The 21,921-nt window shown below is 48.0% G+C and carries 20 protein-coding genes; 13 read left to right on the top strand and 7 right to left on the bottom strand.

What is annotated here, in order from left to right:
• Positions 1-3 precede the first annotated feature (3 nt).
• Both pstB and phoU read left to right on the top strand, forming a co-directional pair.
• The gene (gene pstB, locus H591_RS0112910) at positions 4-840 is read left to right on the top strand and encodes a phosphate ABC transporter ATP-binding protein PstB (RefSeq protein ID WP_022967384.1); all 837 of its coding nucleotides are present in this window, start codon (positions 4-6) and stop codon (positions 838-840) included.
• A gap of 168 nt (positions 841-1,008) precedes the next feature.
• Positions 1,009-1,755: a phosphate signaling complex protein PhoU gene (phoU, locus tag H591_RS0112905; protein ID WP_022967383.1), complete on the top strand. Its 747-nt coding sequence runs from the start codon at positions 1,009-1,011 to the stop codon at positions 1,753-1,755.
• Positions 1,756-1,809: 54 nt separating this feature from the next.
• Here phoU and phoR read toward each other — a convergent pair whose 3' ends face one another.
• Positions 1,810-3,108, bottom strand: coding sequence for a phosphate regulon sensor histidine kinase PhoR (gene phoR, locus H591_RS0112900; protein ID WP_022967382.1), 1,299 nt, complete (start codon positions 3,106-3,108; stop codon positions 1,810-1,812).
• A 24-nt stretch (positions 3,109-3,132) separates the two neighbouring features.
• Positions 3,133-3,822: a phosphate regulon transcriptional regulator PhoB gene (phoB, locus tag H591_RS0112895; protein WP_022967381.1), complete on the bottom strand. Its 690-nt coding sequence runs from the start codon at positions 3,820-3,822 to the stop codon at positions 3,133-3,135.
• 405 nt (positions 3,823-4,227) lie between these two features.
• Between phoB and H591_RS0112890 the strand changes: the two genes are divergently transcribed.
• The 3 genes from H591_RS0112890 (at position 4,228) to H591_RS0112880 (ending at position 6,365) form a co-directional block, all read left to right on the top strand.
• Entirely contained in the window at positions 4,228-4,653 is a 426-nt protein-coding gene (locus H591_RS0112890) for a PACE efflux transporter (protein WP_022967380.1), read from the top strand.
• Positions 4,654-4,792: 139 nt separating this feature from the next.
• Positions 4,793-5,086, top strand: coding sequence for a helix-turn-helix domain-containing protein (locus H591_RS0112885; protein WP_022967379.1), 294 nt, complete (start codon positions 4,793-4,795; stop codon positions 5,084-5,086).
• Positions 5,076-6,365 (top strand): type II toxin-antitoxin system HipA family toxin, encoded by a 1,290-nt coding sequence (locus H591_RS0112880; protein WP_022967378.1) that lies wholly within the window; start codon positions 5,076-5,078, stop codon positions 6,363-6,365. The genes H591_RS0112885 and H591_RS0112880 overlap by 11 nt, the downstream gene beginning before the upstream one ends.
• A gap of 15 nt (positions 6,366-6,380) precedes the next feature.
• On the opposite strand, the gene H591_RS16315 is transcribed toward H591_RS0112880, so the two are convergent.
• Positions 6,381-6,479, bottom strand: a complete 99-nt coding sequence (locus H591_RS16315; RefSeq protein WP_156853228.1) for a DUF4172 domain-containing protein — start codon at positions 6,477-6,479, stop codon at positions 6,381-6,383.
• A gap of 218 nt (positions 6,480-6,697) precedes the next feature.
• Between H591_RS16315 and H591_RS0112870 the strand changes: the two genes are divergently transcribed.
• The 3 genes from H591_RS0112870 (at position 6,698) to H591_RS0112860 (ending at position 12,204) form a co-directional block, all read left to right on the top strand.
• Positions 6,698-9,841: a DUF3427 domain-containing protein gene (locus H591_RS0112870; RefSeq protein ID WP_028244429.1), complete on the top strand. Its 3,144-nt coding sequence runs from the start codon at positions 6,698-6,700 to the stop codon at positions 9,839-9,841.
• A gap of 225 nt (positions 9,842-10,066) precedes the next feature.
• Entirely contained in the window at positions 10,067-11,095 is a 1,029-nt protein-coding gene (locus H591_RS0112865) for a virulence RhuM family protein (protein WP_022967376.1), read from the top strand.
• A gap of 107 nt (positions 11,096-11,202) precedes the next feature.
• Positions 11,203-12,204: a YecA family protein gene (locus H591_RS0112860; RefSeq protein WP_022967375.1), complete on the top strand. Its 1,002-nt coding sequence runs from the start codon at positions 11,203-11,205 to the stop codon at positions 12,202-12,204.
• 95 nt (positions 12,205-12,299) lie between these two features.
• Here the strand turns inward: H591_RS0112860 and H591_RS0112855 are convergent, their stop codons facing one another.
• Positions 12,300-13,163, bottom strand: a complete 864-nt coding sequence (locus tag H591_RS0112855) for a YicC/YloC family endoribonuclease (RefSeq protein WP_022967374.1) — start codon at positions 13,161-13,163, stop codon at positions 12,300-12,302.
• 135 nt (positions 13,164-13,298) lie between these two features.
• Here H591_RS0112855 and rph point away from each other — a divergent pair, with 135 nt between their 5' ends.
• Together rph and H591_RS0112845 are read left to right on the top strand one after the other, a co-directional pair.
• On the top strand, positions 13,299-14,024 hold the full coding sequence (gene rph, locus H591_RS0112850; protein WP_022967373.1) for a ribonuclease PH: 726 nt from the start codon (positions 13,299-13,301) through the stop codon (positions 14,022-14,024).
• Positions 14,025-14,050: 26 nt separating this feature from the next.
• Positions 14,051-14,425 carry a DUF4870 domain-containing protein gene (locus tag H591_RS0112845; protein WP_028244428.1) on the top strand — a complete coding sequence of 125 codons (375 nt, stop codon included), beginning with the start codon at positions 14,051-14,053 and terminating at the stop codon, positions 14,423-14,425.
• Positions 14,426-14,491: 66 nt separating this feature from the next.
• Here the strand turns inward: H591_RS0112845 and H591_RS0112840 are convergent, their stop codons facing one another.
• Entirely contained in the window at positions 14,492-15,271 is a 780-nt protein-coding gene (locus tag H591_RS0112840; protein WP_022967371.1) for an exodeoxyribonuclease III, read from the bottom strand.
• 82 nt (positions 15,272-15,353) lie between these two features.
• Here H591_RS0112840 and pyrE point away from each other — a divergent pair, with 82 nt between their 5' ends.
• From pyrE to H591_RS0112825, 3 genes are all read left to right on the top strand, one after another.
• Positions 15,354-15,995, top strand: coding sequence for an orotate phosphoribosyltransferase (gene pyrE, locus H591_RS0112835; protein ID WP_022967370.1), 642 nt, complete (start codon positions 15,354-15,356; stop codon positions 15,993-15,995).
• A gap of 47 nt (positions 15,996-16,042) precedes the next feature.
• On the top strand, positions 16,043-16,645 hold the full coding sequence (locus H591_RS0112830) for a hypothetical protein (protein WP_022967369.1): 603 nt from the start codon (positions 16,043-16,045) through the stop codon (positions 16,643-16,645).
• A 276-nt stretch (positions 16,646-16,921) separates the two neighbouring features.
• Positions 16,922-18,286 (top strand): KamA family radical SAM protein, encoded by a 1,365-nt coding sequence (locus tag H591_RS0112825; protein WP_051145848.1) that lies wholly within the window; start codon positions 16,922-16,924, stop codon positions 18,284-18,286.
• An 86-nt stretch (positions 18,287-18,372) separates the two neighbouring features.
• Here H591_RS0112825 and argB read toward each other — a convergent pair whose 3' ends face one another.
• Together argB and H591_RS16195 are read right to left on the bottom strand one after the other, a co-directional pair.
• Positions 18,373-19,269 (bottom strand): acetylglutamate kinase, encoded by an 897-nt coding sequence (gene argB, locus H591_RS0112820; RefSeq protein ID WP_022967367.1) that lies wholly within the window; start codon positions 19,267-19,269, stop codon positions 18,373-18,375.
• 20 nt (positions 19,270-19,289) lie between these two features.
• Positions 19,290-20,735, bottom strand: coding sequence for a phosphomannomutase/phosphoglucomutase (locus H591_RS16195; RefSeq protein WP_408605548.1), 1,446 nt, complete (start codon positions 20,733-20,735; stop codon positions 19,290-19,292).
• Positions 20,736-21,921: the final 1,186 nt, after the last annotated feature.

Genomic DNA, 21,921 nt, shown 5'->3' with positions numbered 1-21,921 from the left:
ATGATGAACTCACCCACAGCCGCTTCCCATGCAATGAAGTTCACCGCACTGGGCCGCTCGGCGCAGCAGCTGAGCTTGGCCGATGAAACCCCCTGTATTGATGTCAAAGACATGCATCTGTACTACGGCGACAGCAAAGCCTTGAACGGCATCACCATGCAAATCCCGAAAAAACGCATCACCGCTTTTATTGGCCCGTCGGGCTGCGGTAAATCGACCTTATTGCGCTCGTTTAATCGCATGAATGATTTGGTCGATGGTGTGCGCATTGAAGGCCAAGTGACCATTGATGGCCATGATATTTACGCTAAAGGTGTCGACGTGGCTGATTTGCGTCGCCGCGTTGGCATGGTGTTTCAAAAGCCTAATCCGTTCCCGAAAACCATTTATGAAAACGTCGCTTATGGTTTGCGTATCCAAGGCATTAAAAATAAGCGTTTACTGGATGAAACCGTGGAATGGGCGCTGCGTTCGGCAGCCATTTGGGATGAAACCAAAGACCGTCTGCATGAGTCTGCTTTAGGTATGTCCGGTGGTCAGCAACAGCGTCTGGTGATTGCTCGCACCATTGCCGTCAAGCCAGAAGTGTTACTGCTGGACGAGCCTGCTTCGGCATTGGACCCGATCTCTACCTTGAAAATTGAAGAATTGCTCAACGATTTAAAAGACCGCTTCACCATTGTGATCGTCACTCACAATATGCAGCAAGCAGCGCGGGTCTCTGACTACACCGCGTTTATGTATTTAGGCCAGCTGCTGGAATTTGATAACACTGATACCGTGTTTACCAACCCCGCCAACAAGCAAACCGAAGATTACATTACCGGTCGTTATGGCTAGAAATTCGCTAAACATGCATTCCCATAGCCTTGTTGTAGATGAGGGCCTTGAGCGCTGGGCATGGACCTTGTAGGAGCGGGCCATGCCCGCGACCGAGGACGACAGCGTGGCTGAGTGAGACGACAAAAACATTGCGTATAATTATTTATCCACAGGTGGGCAGGTGATATGAAAATTAATCAAGACAGCCATAGCACGCATATTTCCCAGAAGTTTAATCAAGAACTGGAAGAAATCCGCAGTCAGTTGCTGGAAATGGGCGGCATGGTTGAGCAGCAGGTTAAAGATGCAGTGCAATCGTTACTCGATGGTGACACCCAGTTAGCCACCGATGTGCGCGCTAAAGATCAGCAAGTGAATCAGTTGCAGTTGGATATCGATGAGTACTGCACACAGATTCTTGCCCGTCGCCAGCCCGCCGCATCGGATTTGCGTTTGGTGCTTGCGGTAATTCGTGCCACCGCCGACTTGGAACGCATTGGTGATGAAGCCAGTAAAGTCGCGCGTGCAACCTTGAAATTGGCCGAAGAGGGCGCTTCACCACGCGGCTATATTGAAGTGCGTCACTTGGGTAATCATGTCCGACAAATGGTGCAAGATGCTTTAAATGCCTTTGCGCGCTTTGACAGCAAACAGGCGCTGGCAGTATTGCGCGAAGATGAAAATGTCGATTTAGAATACCGTTCGGCCACACGCGCTTTAATCACTTTTATGATGGAAGACCCACGCTCAATTTCACAAGTGATGAGCATTATGTGGGTGTTACGTTCATTAGAGCGAGTGGGTGATCACGCCAGCAACCTTGCCGAATACGTGATTTATCTGGTGGAAGGACAAGATGTCCGTTATGCCGACATTGAGCAGATCGAAGCTGCCATTGCTCAGCGTGGACGCTCGCTACAACGTAATGATTAAAGGTTAAGTTAGAGTATTCTGAATGCGCTATAAGCCGTTACTGCATACAACAGCTTATAGCGCATGAGCCAATAGCGTTTGGCTGAGCGGGAAGTGACAAGTAAAGCAACTGCCTTGCTCGGCGCTACTGCTGATCTGTAAACGCCCCTGGTGACGCAATAACACATGCTTAACAATCGCTAGCCCCAAGCCTGTGCCGCCGGTTTCGCTCGAGCGACTGCTGTCCACGCGATAAAAGCGCTGAGTGAGAAAGGCTAAGTGTTTGCTATCAATTCCAGGGCCATTATCTTTTACCTCAAGATAGGCACCGTCTTGGTTGTGGTGCCAGCGCAGTTCAATGATGCTGCCGTGCGGTGTGTATTTCACCGCGTTAAACACCAAATTAGAGAAAGCGCTGCGCAATTCAGTGGCAGAACCGCGCACATATAATTGGCTATCCACATCGAGCAGTAACTGGTGTTTATGCCCTGATAATGCCAGAGCATCGAGCCGGATAGCGTTTAAGAGCTCGGCGACATTAATCGGCTCGGCTTCGGCTTTAAAATCACTGGTTTCTAATCGCGATAGGGTCAGCAGATCGGAGACCAAGTGTTCCATACGTGCAGACTGTTGCGTCATTAGCGCCAAGCCACGTTGCCATTGTGCGGGCAGCTCATCGGCATAGTCACTGAAGGTTTCTAAGTAACCGGACAGCACGGTTAAAGGTGTGCGCAGTTCGTGCGAGACATTGGCAATAAAATCTTGGCGCATGCGCTCAAGGCGGCGCATTTTAGTGCAATCACGGATGAGTAATAAACGTTCGTTTTGGCCAAATAAAGTAATTTGATACTCAAGCAAACGTTCCTCATGGATGTGCGAGGGCAGCATCAAAGGCTCAAGGTAGTTTTGACTTTCATAGTAGTCAACAAACTGTGGCTGGCGCAGCAGGTAGGTGATCGGCTGACCGCGATCGCTGGCGGCAGATAACCCCAGTAACTTCTCTGCAGCCTCATTCCACCATTCCAAATCACCTTTGTGATCAATCATCACCACGCCGTCGCGCAATGCTTGGCTGGAGTCTTGGATGCGCTTGAGAAGTTGAGTGAGTTGCTGTTGATCGGCTTTTTGACGGCGCTGGTAATGGTAGATACCGTCAAAAATCTCACCCCAGAGCCGCTGTGCTTCAGGTGGTGCCTCATGCGGAGCTTGTAGCCAGCGGATTAAGCGTTGTAATTGCCAAATATGTTGGCCCAGCAGTATCAGGAGCGCAGTCGCTGCACCCAGTGCTGGACGATTCCACAGATAGCCAAGCAACGTGCCAAACAGCATCCAGCCCAGCAGACGCAGCAGTTCTTTTTGCAATAAACGCTTCATAAATGACTGCAGATCATTAATTGATCACACCTTGGTGGAAAATCGATAGCCAGTACCACGCACAGTTTGCACCAAATGCTCGTGCTGTGCGCCTAGAGCTAGACGTAAGCGACGGATATGCACATCGACTGTACGCTCTTCAACGTAGACATTACCGCCCCAAACTTGATCCAGCAGCTGACTGCGAGTGTATGCGCGTTCAGGGTGAGTCATGAAAAACTGTAACAAGCGAAACTCAGTAGGGCCAAACTCTAACTCTGTTTCGCCCGAACTGACCCGGTGACTGCTCGGGTCTAAGCGCAAACCTTCGACCTCAATCGGCTCATCAATACCGGCGGTGGCGGTGCGGCGTAAGACGGCCTTTAAGCGGGCGATCAGCTCACGCGGTGAAAAGGGTTTGGTAATGTAATCGTCTGCGCCGGCTTCCAGTCCTTGAATTTTATTGTCTTCTTCGCTGCGCGCGGTGAGCATAATAATAGGAATATCTGCATAAGCTGTTTCCCTTTTTAGACGGCGCGCCAATTCGATGCCGCTGACGTCAGGCATCATCCAGTCGAGTAAAATAATGTCCGGTTGATGATCAACAACAATAGCGTGCGCAGCTTGTGCATTTTCAGCCTCCAAACAGCGGTAGCCCGCCATTTGCAAAGCCACTGCAATCATCTCGCGAATAGCGGCTTCATCATCCACGATGAGTACAGTTTTACTGGTCATGAATTAGTCCTGTCGTTCACTATGAAATATGTCATGCGTATTACAGCGTGTGAAAGTGACAGAATGATGACAAAGCCAAACTGCCAGGCCAAGCGTCATGGTGATCTGGGCTGAGTGGTACAGGTCATCTCTTGAGTCGTTGCTGATGCCGCAAAGGAACGCTGCACTATGTTAACGCAGGAGAGAAAGACAGGAGGCGGTTTTCTGCCATAGACTCTGGGTTTCATGGGCAGGGATTGCTGCAGAGCGTTTTGATAGTAGCTTGGCGCTCGGTTACAATGCGCGTCGCAGGCGGAAACCGTGGTACTGCATTGGGATAGCATTATCCCTGACTGACTCTATTTACCGGGACGGGCCGGCTCTTGATGAAATCTAATAGCCCTGCATGGCTCACTGGAGTTTCAGTTGATCAGCCTAAGTCCAATTAAACGACGTTTACTTTACGTCAGCCTCTTTGAACTGCTAGCTATTTTTCTTTCAACCTTCTTGCTGATGGCGCTCAGCCACAGTGATGCGCGCGAGTCGTTGCCGGTGGCGATTATGGTGTCCAGCGTGGCAGTGCTGTGGAATTACATCTACAACACCGCGTTTGAAACGTGGGAGTGTCGCCAGCGCATTATGACGCGCACGTTGAAAATACGCTGTATCCATACGCTAGGTTTTGAAGCCGGTCTGTTCTTGTTTTGTCTGCCTATCTACATGCTCTGGTATGGTGTTGGTATATGGACTGCCATGTATATGGAGTCGGCGCTGCTGCTGTTTTTCTTGGTCTATACCTTCGTCTTCACTTTGTTGTTCGATAAGGTATTTGCTTTGCCGCATCAAAGCTGAGTAGTAGAAAGACTTGTAACTTAACACTGCAGATAGCAATAATTTGCCAGTATTAAACTATAGGTGATAGACACTATAATGTCCTTTATTGTATTTTTTCTGCTATTGTAGACACTACTGTATCTATTTGGTTGGCTGTATGGCACGCTTTTTATTACTAGATGAGTCTGATGTGCAGCTCGCTTTTGCTGCTCATTTACGTCAGTTACGTGAAACAGCAAAGCTTTCGCGCGACGCGCTGGCGCAACGCAGTAGCGTGCCGGCATCAACGATTAAAAAGTTTGAGCTCACAGGGCAGATTTCCTTTCGACAGTTGTTGCTACTGTGGCAAAGTCTAGATGACTTACAGCGTTTGTACGAGCTCACGCAAGAACCAAAGCGTGATACACGCCTACCGACCTCAATCGCCGAGGTGCTCAAAGATGAGTTTTAAGCCGCTACAAAAGCTTAATGTCACTCGCACTTTATCAACGGGTGCTTGTGTTTTAGTAGGTGTGCTGGCGCAAAACCGTCAAGGCGTGTTTTTCCAATACCAAGCGGACTACTTACAACGGTTTGGTAATCTATCGCCGTTTAGCATGCAGGCTTCAACCGCATTACAAGTTGCGCCTGCAGAGCCACATGCGGGTTTGCATGGTGTATTTGCCGATAGTCTACCGGATGGCTGGGGGCTGCTTTTACAGGACCGTGTTTTCCGACAGCATGGAATCTTGCCCTCCCAAGTGACAGCCATGGATCGTTTGGCATTTGTGGGATCCAAAGGAACCGGTGCTTTGACGTTTAGCCCTGAATCTGATTATCAAACAACCGGCCAAGAGGTTATTGATTTAGCAACGCTTGGTTTAGAGGCGCAAGCGGTTTTTGATGGTCAGACTGAGCATGTATTAAGTGCTCTTGTTGCTGCGGGCAGTTCAGGTGGTGCGCGTCCTAAAGCACAACTGTTCTTCTCAGCAGATAATCCGAGGCAGTGCCGAACTCAAGAAAAACTTGGCGATGAGGCTTGGATAGTGAAATTCACCTCACAAAATTTAGCGCTCGGTCATGAAGAAGGCCTGTGTGAGGCAGCTTATTTACAGTTGGCTGAGATGGCCGATTTAAATCCGCCGCAGTGGCAGCTACTGGATGCACCAGAACAAAGCGGTGCTAAAGCATGGCTGGCAGTAAAGCGTTTTGATTGGCTGCAAAATACTGAAACAGGTCGTGCTGGACGGTTGCATTTACACAGTGCTTGCGGATTGCTTGATGCTGACTTTCGCTTACCCAGTTTAGATTATGCAGACTTAATTAAGGCCAGTCGTCAGCTGTGTAAATCACCGGCTGTGGGCCAGTTACAGTTTCGTCGGGCGATGTTTAATTTGTTTGCTTGTAACCAAGATGATCACAGCAAAAACTGGGCGTTCTTACAGGATGATAATGGTCAGTGGCAGCCAGCGCCTTTCTATGATGTGACTTTTAGTCCTCATCCATTTAATGAGCATGCTACGGCTTTTCTTGGCTACGGTAAAAAACCACCATTGCGAGTGATACAACAGTTGGCAGGTCATGCGGGCTTTGCCGATTGGAAGCAAGCACAACAGCATATTCAGCACATTGTTGAGGTGATCTCCAATTTCGCAGTTATTGCCAAAAGTTATGGCGTACAAAAAAACACAGTAACAGCGATTGAAAAAGCTTTGGCAAGTTGCCGCAAGGATAATAGTGCGCTGCTGTGATGTTGTGATGGTTTACTAACATTGCAGCGCATGCAGCTTAGGCTGCACAGTGCAGTCCTGCCAAGAAAAATCAGGCCAGTTAGGCTGTTGCCAGATCCATTGTGGTCTGGTCATAAGGGTGCCGTGGTTGTGTTTGCAGTAGGTGTGAGCCGATTAGACAAGTTATTTGGCTCACTGGATGAGCCAAAAGATAGTGCTAATTGGCTCATCGGCAAGGTGTAGTGTTCTTCAGCTATTAGAAATTGAGATGTAATGTGTTTTTACCGTGCCGACAAGACAGCCTAGGCTGCAAAACGTATAGTTCAGTTTGCATATAGGTGAAGGATTCAGGCATGCAGCAAATAGGGATTTATGAGCAGCTGATTACCCAGTTGGTTGAATCACGTTTAAATCGCGAAAAGTTTTATGTCGGCGAGCGCAGCTTGGAGCCGGCAGAGGCTGCAGTCTGGTTGTCGCGGTTTTTAAGCGGCATTTTAGAGTTTGCCGTGGGCTCAGTGGCCAGTGGCGATAACCAACTGCAAGAGCAAATTAATCTGGCCAACCAACTGCTGTTATGGCTGAAAGCGCAGATGGACGATAAAGACTTCTTCGATGAAAACTTGCTCAGCAGCCAAGGCAAAATCTTAACCGCTTTATATACGCTGGAAAATCCTGTCGCGGCTGACCTAAAGAAATATGTGGAAGATATTTTCCCACTTACAGGTTTGACCCAGAGCGAGCTGTTTTGTGGCAGTAATGCAGGTTTATCCTTAGAAAGTGAGTTGAAACGTGAAATCCTCTCTGCGGATAAAATCTACTGGCTAGTGTCCTTTATCAAGTGGACGGGGATTCGTATTTTCCGTAAAGAGCTTGAAGAATTTACCCGCAGCGGCCGTCAGCTCAAGGTGATTACCACTTCTTATATGGGCGCGACCGATGCCAAAGCGGTTGAGTTCTTAGCGGCGCTGCCTAACACGCAAATCACGCTGAGTTACAATACTCAGCGTGAGCGTTTGCATGCCAAGAGTTATTTATTTTTGCGCAATACCGGTTTTCATACCGGCTATATTGGCTCTTCAAATCTATCGCATTCAGCACTGACCAGTGGTTTGGAGTGGAATCTAAAGATTACCTCGCAAGAAATTCCGCACATCATTGAAAAATCACTGAGCACCTTCGAAACCTATTGGGCCTCGAACGATTTTGAAGTATTTGACGGAAAGGTTGAAAGTAAGGAAAAACTTAACACCGCACTGCGTGAGGCGCGTGGTGGCTATACTGACACCACTGCCTATTTCTTTGATTTAAAGCCTTTTCCACATCAGCAAGAAATCCTTGAGCAGTTGGCAGTCGAGCGCGACTTACATCAGCGTTTTTGTAATCTGGTTGTTGCAGCTACGGGTACCGGTAAAACCCTTCTTTCTGCGTTCGACTTCGCGCGCTTCTTGCGTGATAAACCTGAGGCTAAGTTTCTCTTTGTTGCCCACCGCCAAGAGATTCTTAAACAAGCACAAGCCTCATATCGTGGCGTGCTACGCAACAGCAACTTTGGTGAACTGTGGGTGGGCGGGGCAAAGCCTGAACACCATCGCCAGCTGTTTGCCTCAATTCAAAAACTGAACAATCAATTGGCTGACTTAGCGCTGACGCCAGATTATTACGACTACATTGTGATTGATGAGGTGCACCATATTGCAGCGGCCAGTTATCGTGCAGTGCTGGAGTATTTTACCCCGCAGATTTTACTGGGCTTAACCGCAACCCCTGAACGTCATGATGGCAGTGATATTCTGGCGGATTTTGGCGGTGTGATCGCAGCAGAAATACGTTTGCCGGAAGCAATTAATCGCCGCCATCTATGTCCGTTTCAATATTTTGCCATTGATGACGATACCGACCTGCGCAACATTCCTTGGAGTCGCGGTCGTTATGACATTGCCCAGCTGACCAATCTGTATACGCACAACCATGCCCGGGTGAATAAAATCCTGCAGAGCCTGCAGGAAATTGTCACTGATATTGGCCGTATTAAAGCCTTAGCTTTCTGCGTGAGTCGTGCTCATGCTGATTTTATGTGTCAGCAGTTTGTTCTTAAAGGCATCAAAAGTGATGTGCTAACCAGCGATAACAGCCATGAGCGTCAGCAAAAACAGCAGGCATTACGTTCAGGGCAAATCAATGTGCTGTTTGTGGTGGATATCTTTAACGAAGGAGTGGATATTCCTGAAGTGGATACCTTACTGTTTTTACGTCCCACAGAAAGCTTAACCATCTTCTTGCAGCAACTCGGACGCGGCTTGCGCTTATTTGACGATAAAGAGTGCTGCACCGTTTTGGACTTTGTCGGTAATTCACGGCCTGAGTATGACTTTGCAGAGAAATTTAGAGCGCTGGTGGGGCAAACCAACCGCGCTATTAGTCATGAGATAGAGCAGGGTTTTCCCCATGCGCCCTTAGGTTGTCGGATTGAGTTAAGCAAGCGCACGCAAGAGATGGTGCTGAGTCATATCCGCCAAGCCACGGTGAATTTAAACCGTTTGATTGGGCTGATTCGCAAGTTTCCATCGGACTCACATCTGCCGCTAACCTTGCCGAACTTCTTAAAAATACATCCCAATTTAAAGCTGGAAGATATCTATAAACGTGGCAGTTGGACACGTTTGATGGCACAGGCTTTTCCCGAACAAGCAATGACCACGGCCAAGGACGAGCTGGTTAAAGTGTATGAAAGCGCCATTAGAAATAAGCTTTTAAGCTGTGATGGTTTTGCTTATTTACAGTTTATACAAGAGTTGGCAGGTAATGATTTTGTGCTCACTGAGCAGATGGATCCGCGCATGGCTGTGATGTGCCATTACGATTTTTGGCAAAAGCCAGGCGACAAACTTGGCTTTGCATCGTTGGCACAAAGTCTTAACGCACTAGACCAACCAGAACTGAAAGCAGAGTTGCTTGAAGTCTTGGCTTTGCTGATTAATCGTATCCGTTATGAGCAGTTTGCGTTGAGTGATGTACCGCACAATCCGCTGCAGGTGCATGCGCGCTATACCCGCGAGCAAATTCTCGCAGGCTTTGGTGTAACCACTTTTGCTTATCAAAAGCCTGCGCGGGAAGGGGTGTTAATGATTGCCGAGCAAAATATTGAACTGCTGTTTGTTACGCTGAATAAAAACGAAAAGCAATTTTCACCGACCACCATGTATCATGACTATGCGATTAATGAGCAGTTGTTCCATTGGCAGTCGCAGAACAGCACCAGACCTGAGCGGGGCAAAGGCTTGAGTTATATAGAGCATCAGCAGATGGATAAGCGCTTGTTTTTATTTGTCCGCGAACACAGCAAAGACGAATACGGCAGCACCATGGGCTTTGTAAACTTCGGTGAAGTTGAATATGTCTCCCACCATGGCAGTCAGCCGATGAGTATTACTTGGCAGCTAAAAACGCCTATGCCGCACTTTATGTGGAAGCAAGCGGCGAAGTTGGCGGTGGGATGAGTCCAAATAAAGCTGAGGAAAATTACTGGATTAACTCTTTAAATGGCGGTGACTCATGTTCCACTACGAAACTTTAGTCACTCGATGAAACTCACAACCTTCGATGAAACTCACAACCTTAACTAGCCTAGAGAGCGTAACTAAGTTTGCTGAGGTTGAAAAAGTGTACGAAGAGGCAGTGGTGTGAGTAAGTGAGTCCTATCAATTATGCAGAAGGTTAATTGAATGACAGAACATATCCCTCAAGCTCCACAAGGAGAGTTTGTTCTTTTTACTAGTGCAGACGGTCAAACTCGTGTTGAGTGTCGCTTTGAGTCCGATACCTTGTGGCTATCTCAAGCTGTGATGGCAGAACTTTATGACAAAGATGTGCGTACGATTAATGAGCACTTAATTAACATCTACAATGAAGGCGAACTTGTACAAAATGCAACCATCCGGAAATTCCGGATAGTTCGATTAGAAGGTACTCGGCAAGTCTCTCGCGAGATTGAGCACTACAATCTTGATGCCATTTTAGCGGTGGGCTATAGAGTTCGTTCACAGCGCGGCACACAGTTTAGGCAATGGGCGACTGGGATATTAAAGGAATATCTTATCAAAGGTTTTGCCATGGATGATGAGCGCCTGAAAAACCCGCCAGTGGGTCAGTCTGCCGTTCCAGATTACTTTGATGAAATGCTTGAACGCATTCGCGACATTCGAGCGAGTGAGCGACGTGTATATTTGCGGGTTAAAGAGATCTTCACAATGGCAGCTGACTATGAGCCATCTAACCAAGATACAAACCGCTTCTTTCAAACAATCCAGAACAAGCTGCACTATGCCTGCACACAGATGACTGCTGCTGAGCTTATTTCCAGTCGTGTAGATGCCAGTAAACTAGATATGGGCTTAACCAGTTATAAAGGCGATGAAGTACGCAAGACAGACGTCACAATAGCGAAAAACTACCTTCGTGAAGATGAAATCAAAGAGCTGAATCGCATCGTTAATATGTGGCTTGATTTTGCCGAAGATCAGGCCCTACGCCGCAAGCAAGTATTCTTACAAGACTGGGCTGAAAAGCTTGATCAATTCTTAAGCTTTAATGATCGAGAAGTTTTAAGCGGCGCAGGAAGAATCTCTAAAAAAGCCGCAGAGGACAAGGCCAAATTGGAGTTTGATAACTTCGCAGAGAAACGTCGCCGTTTAAAAGAGGCAGAGGGTGCAAAAGCGAATATTACTGCACTCAAAACAATAGTTAAAAAGTAAGCGTCCGGCAAACTTATCTTGAGTTTGGCGGCGTAGCCTTCAAGATAGTGTCCATTTACTCCTTAGTGAACACTATTGTAGCGGTACAAAATGCAGAGTTATTCAAAATGAAACTAAGCCGAAACGATCCCTGCTCTTGTGGCAGCGGGAAAAAGTATAAGCGTTGCTGCATGGATAGCATCGCCAAGCAACATGCAGCGCTGGTGGATGATATTGCTCAAACGGTAGCGATGAGCCCTAATCTTAGCCTAGATGAATTAAATCTGGTCGCTCAGCAGAAAATAAGTCAGCTTAATAATCGCGCCAATGCTGACTTTTGCGGTCTTTCATCAACCCAGATGCAAAATTGGCTGTATGCCCCGCTGCACGAGTTAATTGATGTCACCATCAATACGCCCAACGACTTATCTAGTAGCCCTGTGATGCGGTATTTAGCTCTGATCCTGGATGAAGCCATGCTGCAAGGAGGCTCTTTTAAAGCGACAGTCAGAGGCAATTTACCGGCTAAGCTGGTCAAACAAGCGTCTGAGCTGTTGCCTGAGTTTGCGGTAGCCAAATTCGAAACAGTGCCCAGTATCAGTGAGTATATGGGCAGCAATGAAGATAAGTTTAACGCGCTACACTACACCCGAATTCTGGCAGAGCTTGCTGGCATTATTTATCGTAAAAGCGGTGCTTTTCACGTTAAGAAATCGGCACAAAAGCAATATGCAGAGCAGGGTTTGCAGGCCTTCTTTTTGCCTATGCTCAGCGCTGCCGTCAAACAATACAACTGGGCTTACTTTGACAGCTGGAGTGATAAGGTTGATTTGCGGATGTTCTGGGTATTTATGTTATGGAGGCTGCAGAGTCATGGCTCTGTGAATAGATTATGCCAAGAGGTTGCTCTTGCGTTTCCAGCTTTACTCGATCAACTGCCCGTTGAAGAATATTTTTCACCAGAGCAATTATTAAACTCATTAATTAAGACGCGCTTTATTGAGCGTTTTTTACAATTTTGGGGCTTTGTTACTGTAAACCCGAAGAGCCTTTTTTATAGCGAAGACAGTTCAATAAAAGCAGTCAATGTACAGCCGTTGTTTGGCGAGAGCTTTGTATTTACAGTGTAGATGCATTTTTGTCGTCACATTAGCAGCGCCTCAATGAACCCTAGATAGGTTCATTGGGCTTAGTGTCCTACGTACAACATAACAGGTTGAGTCTGTTATTCGATATTCTGCACCTGCTCCCTCATTTGTTCGATTAAAACCTTAATATTCACTGCCGCTTGCGTCGAGCGTGGGTCAATCGCTTTTGATCCAAGGGTGTTGGCTTCGCGGTTGAGCTCTTGCATGAGAAAATCTAAGCGTCGACCGATTGCGCCGCCAGCTTTGAGGACGCGGTGTACTTCGCTGATATGAGTGGCGAGGCGATCGAGTTCTTCGGCGACATCGCTTTTCTGCGCCAGTAGCACGAGCTCTTGTTCGAGACGCTGCGGATCGATTTCAACTTGCATTTCTTGGCAACGGGTAAGGATTTTCTGGCGCTGCAGTTCCAACATTTGCGGCACCAGTTCGCGCAGCACGCTGACTTCAGTTTGGATGGTGTCGAGACGCTCGCTGATTAAACGGGCGAGGTCTGCACCTTCGCGAGCGCGGCTTTCTTTGAGTTGCTGCAGAGCGCTGGTAAAGAGTTCAACTGCGGCGCTATTGAGCGCTTGGCCATCGATGGATTGAGTGCTCAGCACGCCTGGCCAGGCTAGGACTTCCAGAGGATTGATGGCGGCCGGTTGCTTGATGCCTGCGGCGATCTGTTGCGCGGCTTCAATCAATTGCTGCGCGCGCGCTTGGTTGACTTGCAAACTCTGCTCGCTGGCTGACTCGGTGAGTTTTAGGGTGCACTCAACCTTGCCACGTGACAAACCGTTACGCAGTGCTTCGCGCACTGTGCCTTCGACCCCGCGTAGGCTGTCGGGTAGGCGCAAATGCGGCTCTAAATACCGATGGTTGACCGAGCGAAGCTCCCAGCTGAGCGTGCCGAAAGAGCTGTTGTGTTCGACACGAGCAAATGCTGTCATGCTGTGAACCATAGGATTCTCCAAAATAAGCGGCGTAAATAATGCGTTGATTGTAGCGAATATTTAACCCGCTTGTGCTTACAATGCAGAAGTTATGGGTTTCTACCCCTATAATGCTTTATTCATTTTTACTGACAGGAATTTTCAATGACTCGTCCTAGTGGCCGCGAACTCGATCAACTACGTGCTGTGCGTATCACCCGTAACTTTACTTGCCACGCTGAAGGTTCAGTGTTGGTTGAGTTTGGCAATACCAAAGTGATTTGTACGGTCAGCGTGGAAAATGGTGTGCCGCGTTTTTTAAAGGGCCAAGGACAAGGTTGGTTAACTGCTGAATACGGCATGCTGCCACGCGCCACCGGCGATCGCACGCGCCGCGAGGCCAGCAGCGGTAAGCAAGGCGGACGCACTTTAGAAATTCAACGTTTGATTGGTCGTTCACTGCGCGCTGCGCTGGATATGACTAAGCTTGGCGAAAACACTCTGTATGTTGACTGCGATGTAATCCAAGCAGACGGTGGTACGCGTACGGCCTCAATCACCGGTGCGATGGTTGCTCTAGTGGATGCTTTAGAGGTCATGAAAGAGCGCAAAATGCTCAAAAACGGCTCGCCACTCAAGCAAATGATTGCTGCCGTATCGGTTGGCATTTATAAAGATGTGCCTGTGCTAGATTTAGATTACCCAGAAGATTCAACGGCCGAGACAGATCTAAACGTGGTGATGACTGACGCGGGCGGTTTTATCGAAATACAAGGTACTGCTGAAGGCGCGCCCTTTGGCTCAGAGCAATTAAATGCCATGTTAGCCTTGGCTGATAAAGGTGTGCGTGAGCTGTTTGCGTTGCAGCAAGCGGCACTGCAAGACAATTAAAAAATAATAATAGTGCAAGGAGAGTGATGATGGATGAGCAAGTTAACGTTCCAGTACAGGGACCAAACGCCGAAGCTAAGCAATGGGCGATGTTTGCTCATTTAGCAGCTTTGGCAGGTTTTATTATCCCGTTCGGCAGTATTGTTGGACCGCTATTGGTTTGGCAGTTGAAAAAAGATGTTGATCCGTTCGTTGAGAAAAACGGTAAGGAAGCGGTTAACTTTCAGATCACTATCGCGATTGCAGCAATGGTGTGCTTTATGCTGATGTTTGTTGTGATTGGCGCTTTGCTGTTTCCGGTGCTTGTTCTGGTTTGGCTGATTTTTACTATTATTGCCGGTGTAAAGGCCAATGATGGTGTGGCTTACCGTTATCCGATGACCATTCGTTTTATTAAGTAGCAAACGACTGACGGTTTCAGGTTTGAATAACACAGGAGAAGAAAGCCTGTGTTATTCATTCTGAATCTAAACGCTGAGCACCCAATCATAATCAACGCTAAACGGCGCATGCTGTGAAAAGCGCGGCTGTCTTGATAGCTTGGCGCTACGCACGGTGCGACGCATTCCTTGGGTCAGCAATTGGTAATCAAAACGCCAGCCAAGATTGAGCAACTCTGCTTGTTCACTATCTGCCCACCAACTGTACAGTTCACCTTCGCGATTGACTTCACGTAACGCATCGACATAACCCATAGTGCCGATAATTTCATCCATCCAGTTACGTTCAGGTGATAAAAATCCTGCATCTTGTTGGCAGTCGCGCCAGTGCTTAACATCAAGTTTATTGTGAGCGATGTACAGCGACGCGCAATAGATGTAGTCACGGCGTTTGCGACGTTGTTTATCCAGATAGCGCGCCAAATCATCCATCAATTTAAACTTTTGGTTAAGTTCGGCATCGTCTTTATGCCCAGACGGCATCAGCACGCTGGCAATGCTCACCTTATCAAAGTCGGCTTGAATGTAGCGGCCATAACGATCTGAAGATTCAAAACCGAGGCTGGTTATAATGGCTTTTGGCTGAATACGCGTGTAAATTGCTACGCCGCCTTGCTCTGGTTGCTCGGCGTCGCAGGCGTAGCAGAAGTAGCCGTATAGTTGTACCTCTGGCGCTTCCATTTCGTAAGCGCTGGCACGGGTGTCTTGTAGGCAAATAACATCAGCATTTTGGGCCGCTAACCAATCAAATAGGCCCTGTTCAATAGCGCTGTGAATCCCGTTCACATTTATACTAATAACACGCATGGATAGCCCCTAGAAAAATTCTTTGTGTATCATACCGAACGTACTTTAAATTGGCTAAGTCAAACGCGCTAAGGACACCTTTATGCAAGCATATCAACGAGAGTTTATTAAATTCGCACTGGAGCGTGGTGTTTTGCGCTTTGGCGAGTTTACCTTGAAGTCAGGGCGAGTAAGTCCTTATTTCTTTAATGCGGGATTATTTGACTCTGGTTTAGCTCTAGCTAAGTTAGGTCGTTTTTACGCGCAAGCTTTAGTGGATAGCGGTTTGTCTTACGATGTGGTGTTTGGTCCTGCTTATAAAGGTATTCCTTTAGCTGCGACAACAGCTGTCGCATTAGCTGAGCATCATCAGCGTGATACGCCTTGGTGCTTTAATCGTAAAGAAGCCAAAGATCACGGCGAGGGTGGCACGCTCGTTGGTGCACCTTTAGCCGGCAAGGTGGTTATTGTTGATGATGTGATTACCGCAGGTACCGCGATACGTGAAGTCATGCACATTATTAATAATCAAGGTGCTCAAGCGGCAGGCGTTTTAATTGCTTTAGACCGTCAAGAACGGGGTACGGGCGCATTGTCGGCGATTCAAGAAGTTGAACGTGATTTCAATATGCCAGTGATAAGCATTGTATCTTTGCAGCAAGTGTTAGAGTATTTAGCAGAAAGCACTGAATTAAAACAATATTTGCCAGCAGTAGAGCGCTACCGCGAGGACTATGGCATTTAATTGTATGTGCTTTTCATGAGTTACCGATATCTTCAAGGAGTTTAGCGATGCGGTTACGCGGCCCAGTTTATTGTTTGCTCGCGCTAGGGGTTTTAGCCTCTGGCGTATCTTATGCCGTTGATAAGGTAGTTGAGTATTATCGCTATACCGATGAGCGTGGTATTACGGTGATTAGTCGACAAGGCATACCTGCAAACTTAATCGGTAACGGTTATGAAGTGCTGAGTGAGCAAGGCCGAGTGTTGCGTGTGATTCCGCGTGCGCCAACCCCTGAAGAATATAAAAAGATGCAGGCTGATCAAGAGCAAGCAAAATCAGATCGCCAGCTGTTAAGGCTTTACACCCGCATTGAAGATATTGACCGTGCTCGTGATCGTAAAATTGCTGACATTGACGGGCAGATTAGTATTGCTCGAGGCAATTTACTTTCCACTAGGAGCTTAAAGAGCGACCTGCAACGGCAGGCCGCAAGTCAAGAGCGTGCAGGCCGTCAGGTACCGGCTAACGTGCTTAAGCAAATTGAAGAAGTGAGTGTCGATGAGCAGCGTTTACAGCAGCAAATCGAGCGTTATATGGACAGCAGAAAACAGCTGGAAAACACATTTGCTCGGGACAAACTGCGCTTAACTGAATTGCTTGAAGGGAAGTAAGTCACATTAATTAATTGAGCGTTATTGAAAAATACCGTAGTCTTGGCCTACTTTTAGTAAGGCGGCCACCCCTTTTCGGACCAAGTCCGACACCTTGAGAAGTGATCTTCTCATCCCTTTATGACGATTAGGCCGTGTATTAGCGTACTTAATCGTAGCTTAATGCTACTTATTTGTAGCTATCTTTTTCCCTTAGGGAATACCCCCAACAAGCGGGCTCAGAATAAGCCTCTAGGCTTTAAGTAGTGCTGATCCTGCAACGAGTGGAGAGTAGCCATGACTCAATCTATAAAAATAATGCCTCTAAGCGATGAAGGCTTTACAGAAAATACACGGTTCCAGGTTTATACCGACCGTCAGTTTGATAAAATTGAACCGCTGCAAAAGTTATCCGCAGAGCAGCGTTTTGAAATGCGAGTGGTCGCCAGTGTGCTGCCGTTTCGTGTGAACCAGTATGTGATTGATGAATTGATCGATTGGGATAATGTGCCCAATGATCCGATCTTTCAGTTGACCTTCCCACAGCGCGGCATGCTAGAACCTGCTGATTATGATTTGATGGCGCAAGCCTTACGTGATGAATTACCGCGCGCAGAGATCACTCTGCTTGCCCGTGAGATTCAGGCGCGCTTAAATCCGCATCCAGCCGGCCAGCAAGAAATGAACGTGCCGATGCTGGACGGCAAGCCTTTAGACGGAATGCAGCATAAGTACCGTGAGACAGTGCTGTTCTTTCCCAGTCAGGGGCAAGTGTGTCATAGCTACTGTACCTTCTGTTTCCGTTGGGCACAGTTTGTCGGCGATAAAGAACTGCGTTTTGCCAGCAATGAAGCTGCGTCATTACACCGCTATTTAGCTCAAGATAAAAACATCACTGATCTGTTGATCACCGGTGGTGATCCGATGGTTATGAAAACCCGCCATCTGGAAAGTTACCTTGAGCCATTGTTGCAGCCTGAGCTTGAGCACTTACAGACGGTGCGCATTGGTACTAAAGCGCTGACGTTTTGGCCCCAGCGTTTTGTTACTGACGATGACGCCGCCGGTTTACTGAAGCTCTTTACTAAGCTGGTCAAAGCTGGCAAACATGTGGCGATCATGGCGCACTTTAACCATTGGCGTGAGATGGAAACACCGATTGTGCGCGAAGCAATTCGTCGTATTCGTGCCACGGGTGCGGTGATTCGCACGCAAGCACCACTGGTACAACATATTAACGATGATGCCGATGTCTGGGTGCGTATGTGGCGCACGCAAGTTCGTCTTGGTTTGATTCCGTACTACATGTTTGTTGAGCGTGATACCGGTGCGAAGCGTTACTTTGAAGTGCCTTTGGTGCGCGCCTATGAGATCTATCGCGAAGCTATGCAGCAAGTCTCTGGTCTTGGCCGTACGGCTCGCGGACCTTCAATGAGTGCAGGTCCAGGCAAAGTTGAAATTCAGAGTGTGATGGAGTTCAACGGTGAGAAAGTTTTTGTGCTGCGCTTTATTCAGGGCCGTAATCCTGACTGGGTACAGAAAACCTTCTTTGCTAAATACGATGAAAACGCAACTTGGTTTGATGACTTAGTGCCGGCATTTGGTGAAGAGAAGTTCTTCTTTACCGATGAATATAACGCCATGTGCAATGCTGAAAGCTAAATACTCGGAGTGTTAAAGAATAACGCCCGCCTCTTGAGTGCGGGCGTATCAGTGACAACTTGATGTACTTGCTGCGCTCTGCGCGATTAGTTATCGGTAATCAAGGTACCAACACCACTGTCGGTAAAAATTTCTAGCAACACTGCATTGGGTACTCGGCCGTCAATGATGTGCGCGCTATTGACCCCGCCTTGTACCGCATCTAAGGCGCAGCGGATCTTCGGTAGCATGCCGCCGTAAATGGTGCCATCAGCGATCAGGTCATCGACCTGAGCGGTATTTAAACCTGTCAGCACATTGCCTTGTTTGTCCATCAAACCAGCAATGTTAGTCAGCAGCATCAGCTTTTCTGCATGCAGCGCTTCTGCCACTTTGCCTGCCACTAAGTCGGCGTTGATATTGTAAGACTCACCATTGGGGCCCACGCCAATGGGGGCGATAACCGGAATAAAGTCGCCTTTTACCAGCATGTGCAGCAGGTCAGTATTGACGCTTTCCACTTCACCCACTTGGCCGATATCAATGATTTCCGGCTGTTGCATATCAGCGCCTTGGTGGGTGACCTTGAGCTTGCGCGCACGAATTAAGCGTGCATCTTTACCGGTTAAACCGATTGCACTGCCACCGTGGCTGTTGATCAAGTTGACGATATCTTTATTAACCTGACCGCCAAGGACCATTTCTACCACGTCCATGGTCTGTCCATCAGTAACGCGCATGCCTTCTACGAAGCGGCTTTCAATATTGAGACGCTTCAGTAGGTCAGCAATTTGTGGGCCGCCACCGTGCACCACCACAGGATTGATACCAACCGCTTTCATCAGCACGATGTCGCGAGCAAAGCCGGTTTTCAGCTCTTCGCTTTCCATAGCATTGCCGCCGTATTTGATCACGAGAGTTTTGCCGACAAAACGACGAATGTACGGCAACGCCTCGGAAAGTACTTCGGCGACATGCACTGCGTCAGCGCGGTTTAAAGTCATGTTTAACAGGCTCCTGTTAATTAAAAGGGTAAGTTGATATCAGGTTCTAGAGCTAAGATTTGTTCGCGGAACAACGCTTGGATCTGCGCTAAATCTTCAGGGCTATCACCCTCAAAGCGTAGCACTAGCATCGGCGTAGTGTTCGAGGCGCGTACCAATCCCCAGCCTTTTGGATAGTCTGCACGTACGCCATCTAAGGTGGTGATGCTGGCGTCGCCCCATTTAGCTTCACGTTGCAGGCGCTCAATGATTGCAAACTTGTTTTCATCGGTGACTTCAACGGTGATTTCTGGTGTGGAGTGACTGACCGGGAAGGCAGAGAACACTTGATCAACATTGCGCGAGTCTAAGCTGATGATTTCTAGCAGGCGCGCGGCACTGTAAATACCGTCATCAAAACCAAACCAGCGCTCTTTAAAGAAAATATGTCCGCTCATTTCACCAGCTAACAAAGCGCCAGTTTCTTTCATTTTCGCCTTGATCAGTGAGTGACCGGTTTTCCACATGATTGGACGACCACCATAGCCGCTGATTAGGGCGGATAAACGACGAGTGCATTTCACATCAAAGATCACATCAGCGCCAGGGTTGCGTGATACCACGTCCTTAGCGAACAGCATCATCAGGCGGTCTGGATAGATAATGTTACCGCTATTGGTGACCACACCAAGGCGGTCAGCATCGCCATCAAAAGCAATACCGATATCGGCTTTTTCAGATTTAACCCGAGCAATTAAGTCTACGAGGTTTTCTGGCTTGCCCGGATCTGGATGGTGATTGGGGAAGGTGCCGTCAACTTCGCAATACAATGGAATAACGGTGCAGCCCAAGGCTTCTAGTAAGCGTGGACCAATTACACCGCCGACACCATTGCCGCAGTCAACCACGACGCGCAATGGTTTGGCGAGGGCGATGTCATTGCGAATATGTTCTAAATAGGTGTCGAGCATCTCGACGTTTTCTAGCATGCCAACGCCATGGCTTAGGTCATCATTAACAATACGCGTGTGCAGAGCAGTAATACGCTCATTGGCTAAAGTTTCGCCAGCAATGACAATTTTAAAACCGTTGTAGTCTGGTGGGTTATGGCTGCCGGTAACCATTACGCCAGAGCGCGCCTCAAGCACGTGTGTGGCGAAATACAAGACAGGTGTGGGGACCATGCCTAAATCCGTCACGCTACAGCCACAGTCGAGCAGACCTTGAATTAAGGCTTGCGCCATGTCTGGGCCGGATAAGCGCCCGTCACGGCCCACAACTACGCCAGGCTCGCCGTTAGCGATACTCTCTGAGCCGACCGCGCGACCAATCCAATATGCGGTATCTGTGGTTAATGTCTGACCCACAATGCCACGAATATCATAAGCGCGGAAAATACTGCTCGGTACATCAGATGCCGCAGTTGTGCGTTGTAGCGAGTTGCTGGCTTGGTCTAAACCAAATACGTCGAGGTCTTCTTCTAAGATATCGATATCCAAAATGTCCGTGTCCAGAGGCTGATAAAATGAATCGGCAGTGTTGTTTGTATATTTGTTAGCTATTGGTGCTGTTTCTGCGATGGATGCTGAGTAATTATCATCAACCGGTTTGGTTTTTTTAGACTGCTTGGCAGAGTTGGCTTGTACATTGCGCGTCAAGTTTTTTGCAAAAGCTTGTAAAGCAATCATGTGCAACTCTAGCGGCTTAATGCTTTTACCTTGAGCCCAGTCTTGCATGGTTTGGCTCAACGTTTGCGCATCTGCACGCAACTGTCGCTGTATTGTTGAATGTATAAAGTACAGCGCACTTAACAGAAACAATACGGCTAAGCCTAAGGCCAAGAGTAAGGCCGATAGTAGTGAAGATTGTTGTGCAAGAGTGCTTGGTGTCGTGAGGACTAAGGTCCAGTTTGGATGTTGTGTGTTAAAGCTATAGCTGGTGCCATTATTTGGCGTATTGCCTTGGCTGTAGAGAACTTGTAAAGGTGCATTTTGGAATTGCTGCTGCAGCGTAACCTGGAGTTGAGCATTAGCAAATACCGGTAAACCTTTGAACACAGACGCAGCGTCATAAGCGACTAATACACTGCCGGCTGATTTGGCACCACTGAGTTTTGCGGCGCTGTACAACAACCAGCGTTGGCCCACCTGCAGAGCTTCTGGTTGTGGTTGTTTACCGCTTTCTGCGCGATGTAGCAAATCAAGTGCTGCGAAGTTGATCGGTGCATCACGACTGTGGTCTTGTGTTGCTTGCTTAGCAGGGCTAATGAACGCATCGACAGCGTTTGCTCTGTGCAATAAACTGCGTTCAGTGGAGCGCTTAAGCTCTGGGTCGTTACTTTGCAGTACCAACGCTAAGTATGGATTGCTGGCAGCGCTTTTGGTGTCTGCTTGGATAAAAGCTAAGCGTTGATTAATCGCAGCAGTGTAGGCCGCGCCCCAGCTCTCAACTTGCTCTTGAGCTTGCTCTGCATTGCGTGCTGACTGGCTGAACCAGATCACAGCACTGGCAACCAGCAGACCGGCAAGAGCAATCAGTAAGCTTGGCAGCATGTAGCGCAAACTTTGTGTTGCTTTGTCTTCCATGGTTTTTGGCAGCTCTAAAGCTTGTTCATTATTTTTTTTACGCTTGAAGAGTGACATTGTGCCTCCTGCGGCAGCCTGACCTGCGGGT

Source organism: Denitrificimonas caeni DSM 24390, assembly GCF_000421765.1.
Classification (GTDB): Bacteria; Pseudomonadota; Gammaproteobacteria; order Pseudomonadales; family Pseudomonadaceae; genus Denitrificimonas; species Denitrificimonas caeni.
The sequence above is the reverse complement of the archived record's forward strand: the minus strand, read 5'-3'. Positions and strand labels throughout refer to the sequence as shown.

What these genes read in the sequence shown, in the direction of transcription:
- H591_RS0112860 (WP_022967375.1), top strand. Translation starts at nt 11,203, where the DNA reads ATGAAACTAAGCCGAAACGATCCCTGCTCTTGTGGCAGCGGGAAAAAG.
- phoR (WP_022967382.1), bottom strand. Translation starts at nt 3,108, where the DNA reads ATGAAGCGTTTATTGCAAAAAGAACTGCTGCGTCTGCTGGGCTGGATG.
- pyrE (WP_022967370.1), top strand. Translation starts at nt 15,354, where the DNA reads ATGCAAGCATATCAACGAGAGTTTATTAAATTCGCACTGGAGCGTGGT.
- H591_RS0112840 (WP_022967371.1), bottom strand. Translation starts at nt 15,271, where the DNA reads ATGCGTGTTATTAGTATAAATGTGAACGGGATTCACAGCGCTATTGAA.
- H591_RS0112870 (WP_028244429.1), top strand. Translation starts at nt 6,698, where the DNA reads ATGCAGCAAATAGGGATTTATGAGCAGCTGATTACCCAGTTGGTTGAA.
- H591_RS0112855 (WP_022967374.1), bottom strand. Translation starts at nt 13,163, where the DNA reads ATGGTTCACAGCATGACAGCATTTGCTCGTGTCGAACACAACAGCTCT.
- phoU (WP_022967383.1), top strand. Translation starts at nt 1,009, where the DNA reads ATGAAAATTAATCAAGACAGCCATAGCACGCATATTTCCCAGAAGTTT.
- H591_RS16315 (WP_156853228.1), bottom strand. Translation starts at nt 6,479, where the DNA reads ATGACCAGACCACAATGGATCTGGCAACAGCCTAACTGGCCTGATTTT.
- phoB (WP_022967381.1), bottom strand. Translation starts at nt 3,822, where the DNA reads ATGACCAGTAAAACTGTACTCATCGTGGATGATGAAGCCGCTATTCGC.
- H591_RS0112825 (WP_051145848.1), top strand. Translation starts at nt 16,922, where the DNA reads ATGACTCAATCTATAAAAATAATGCCTCTAAGCGATGAAGGCTTTACA.
- argB (WP_022967367.1), bottom strand. Translation starts at nt 19,269, where the DNA reads ATGACTTTAAACCGCGCTGACGCAGTGCATGTCGCCGAAGTACTTTCC.
- H591_RS0112830 (WP_022967369.1), top strand. Translation starts at nt 16,043, where the DNA reads ATGCGGTTACGCGGCCCAGTTTATTGTTTGCTCGCGCTAGGGGTTTTA.
- H591_RS0112865 (WP_022967376.1), top strand. Translation starts at nt 10,067, where the DNA reads ATGACAGAACATATCCCTCAAGCTCCACAAGGAGAGTTTGTTCTTTTT.
- H591_RS0112880 (WP_022967378.1), top strand. Translation starts at nt 5,076, where the DNA reads ATGAGTTTTAAGCCGCTACAAAAGCTTAATGTCACTCGCACTTTATCA.
- H591_RS0112885 (WP_022967379.1), top strand. Translation starts at nt 4,793, where the DNA reads ATGGCACGCTTTTTATTACTAGATGAGTCTGATGTGCAGCTCGCTTTT.
- H591_RS0112845 (WP_028244428.1), top strand. Translation starts at nt 14,051, where the DNA reads ATGATGGATGAGCAAGTTAACGTTCCAGTACAGGGACCAAACGCCGAA.
- pstB (WP_022967384.1), top strand. Translation starts at nt 4, where the DNA reads ATGAACTCACCCACAGCCGCTTCCCATGCAATGAAGTTCACCGCACTG.
- rph (WP_022967373.1), top strand. Translation starts at nt 13,299, where the DNA reads ATGACTCGTCCTAGTGGCCGCGAACTCGATCAACTACGTGCTGTGCGT.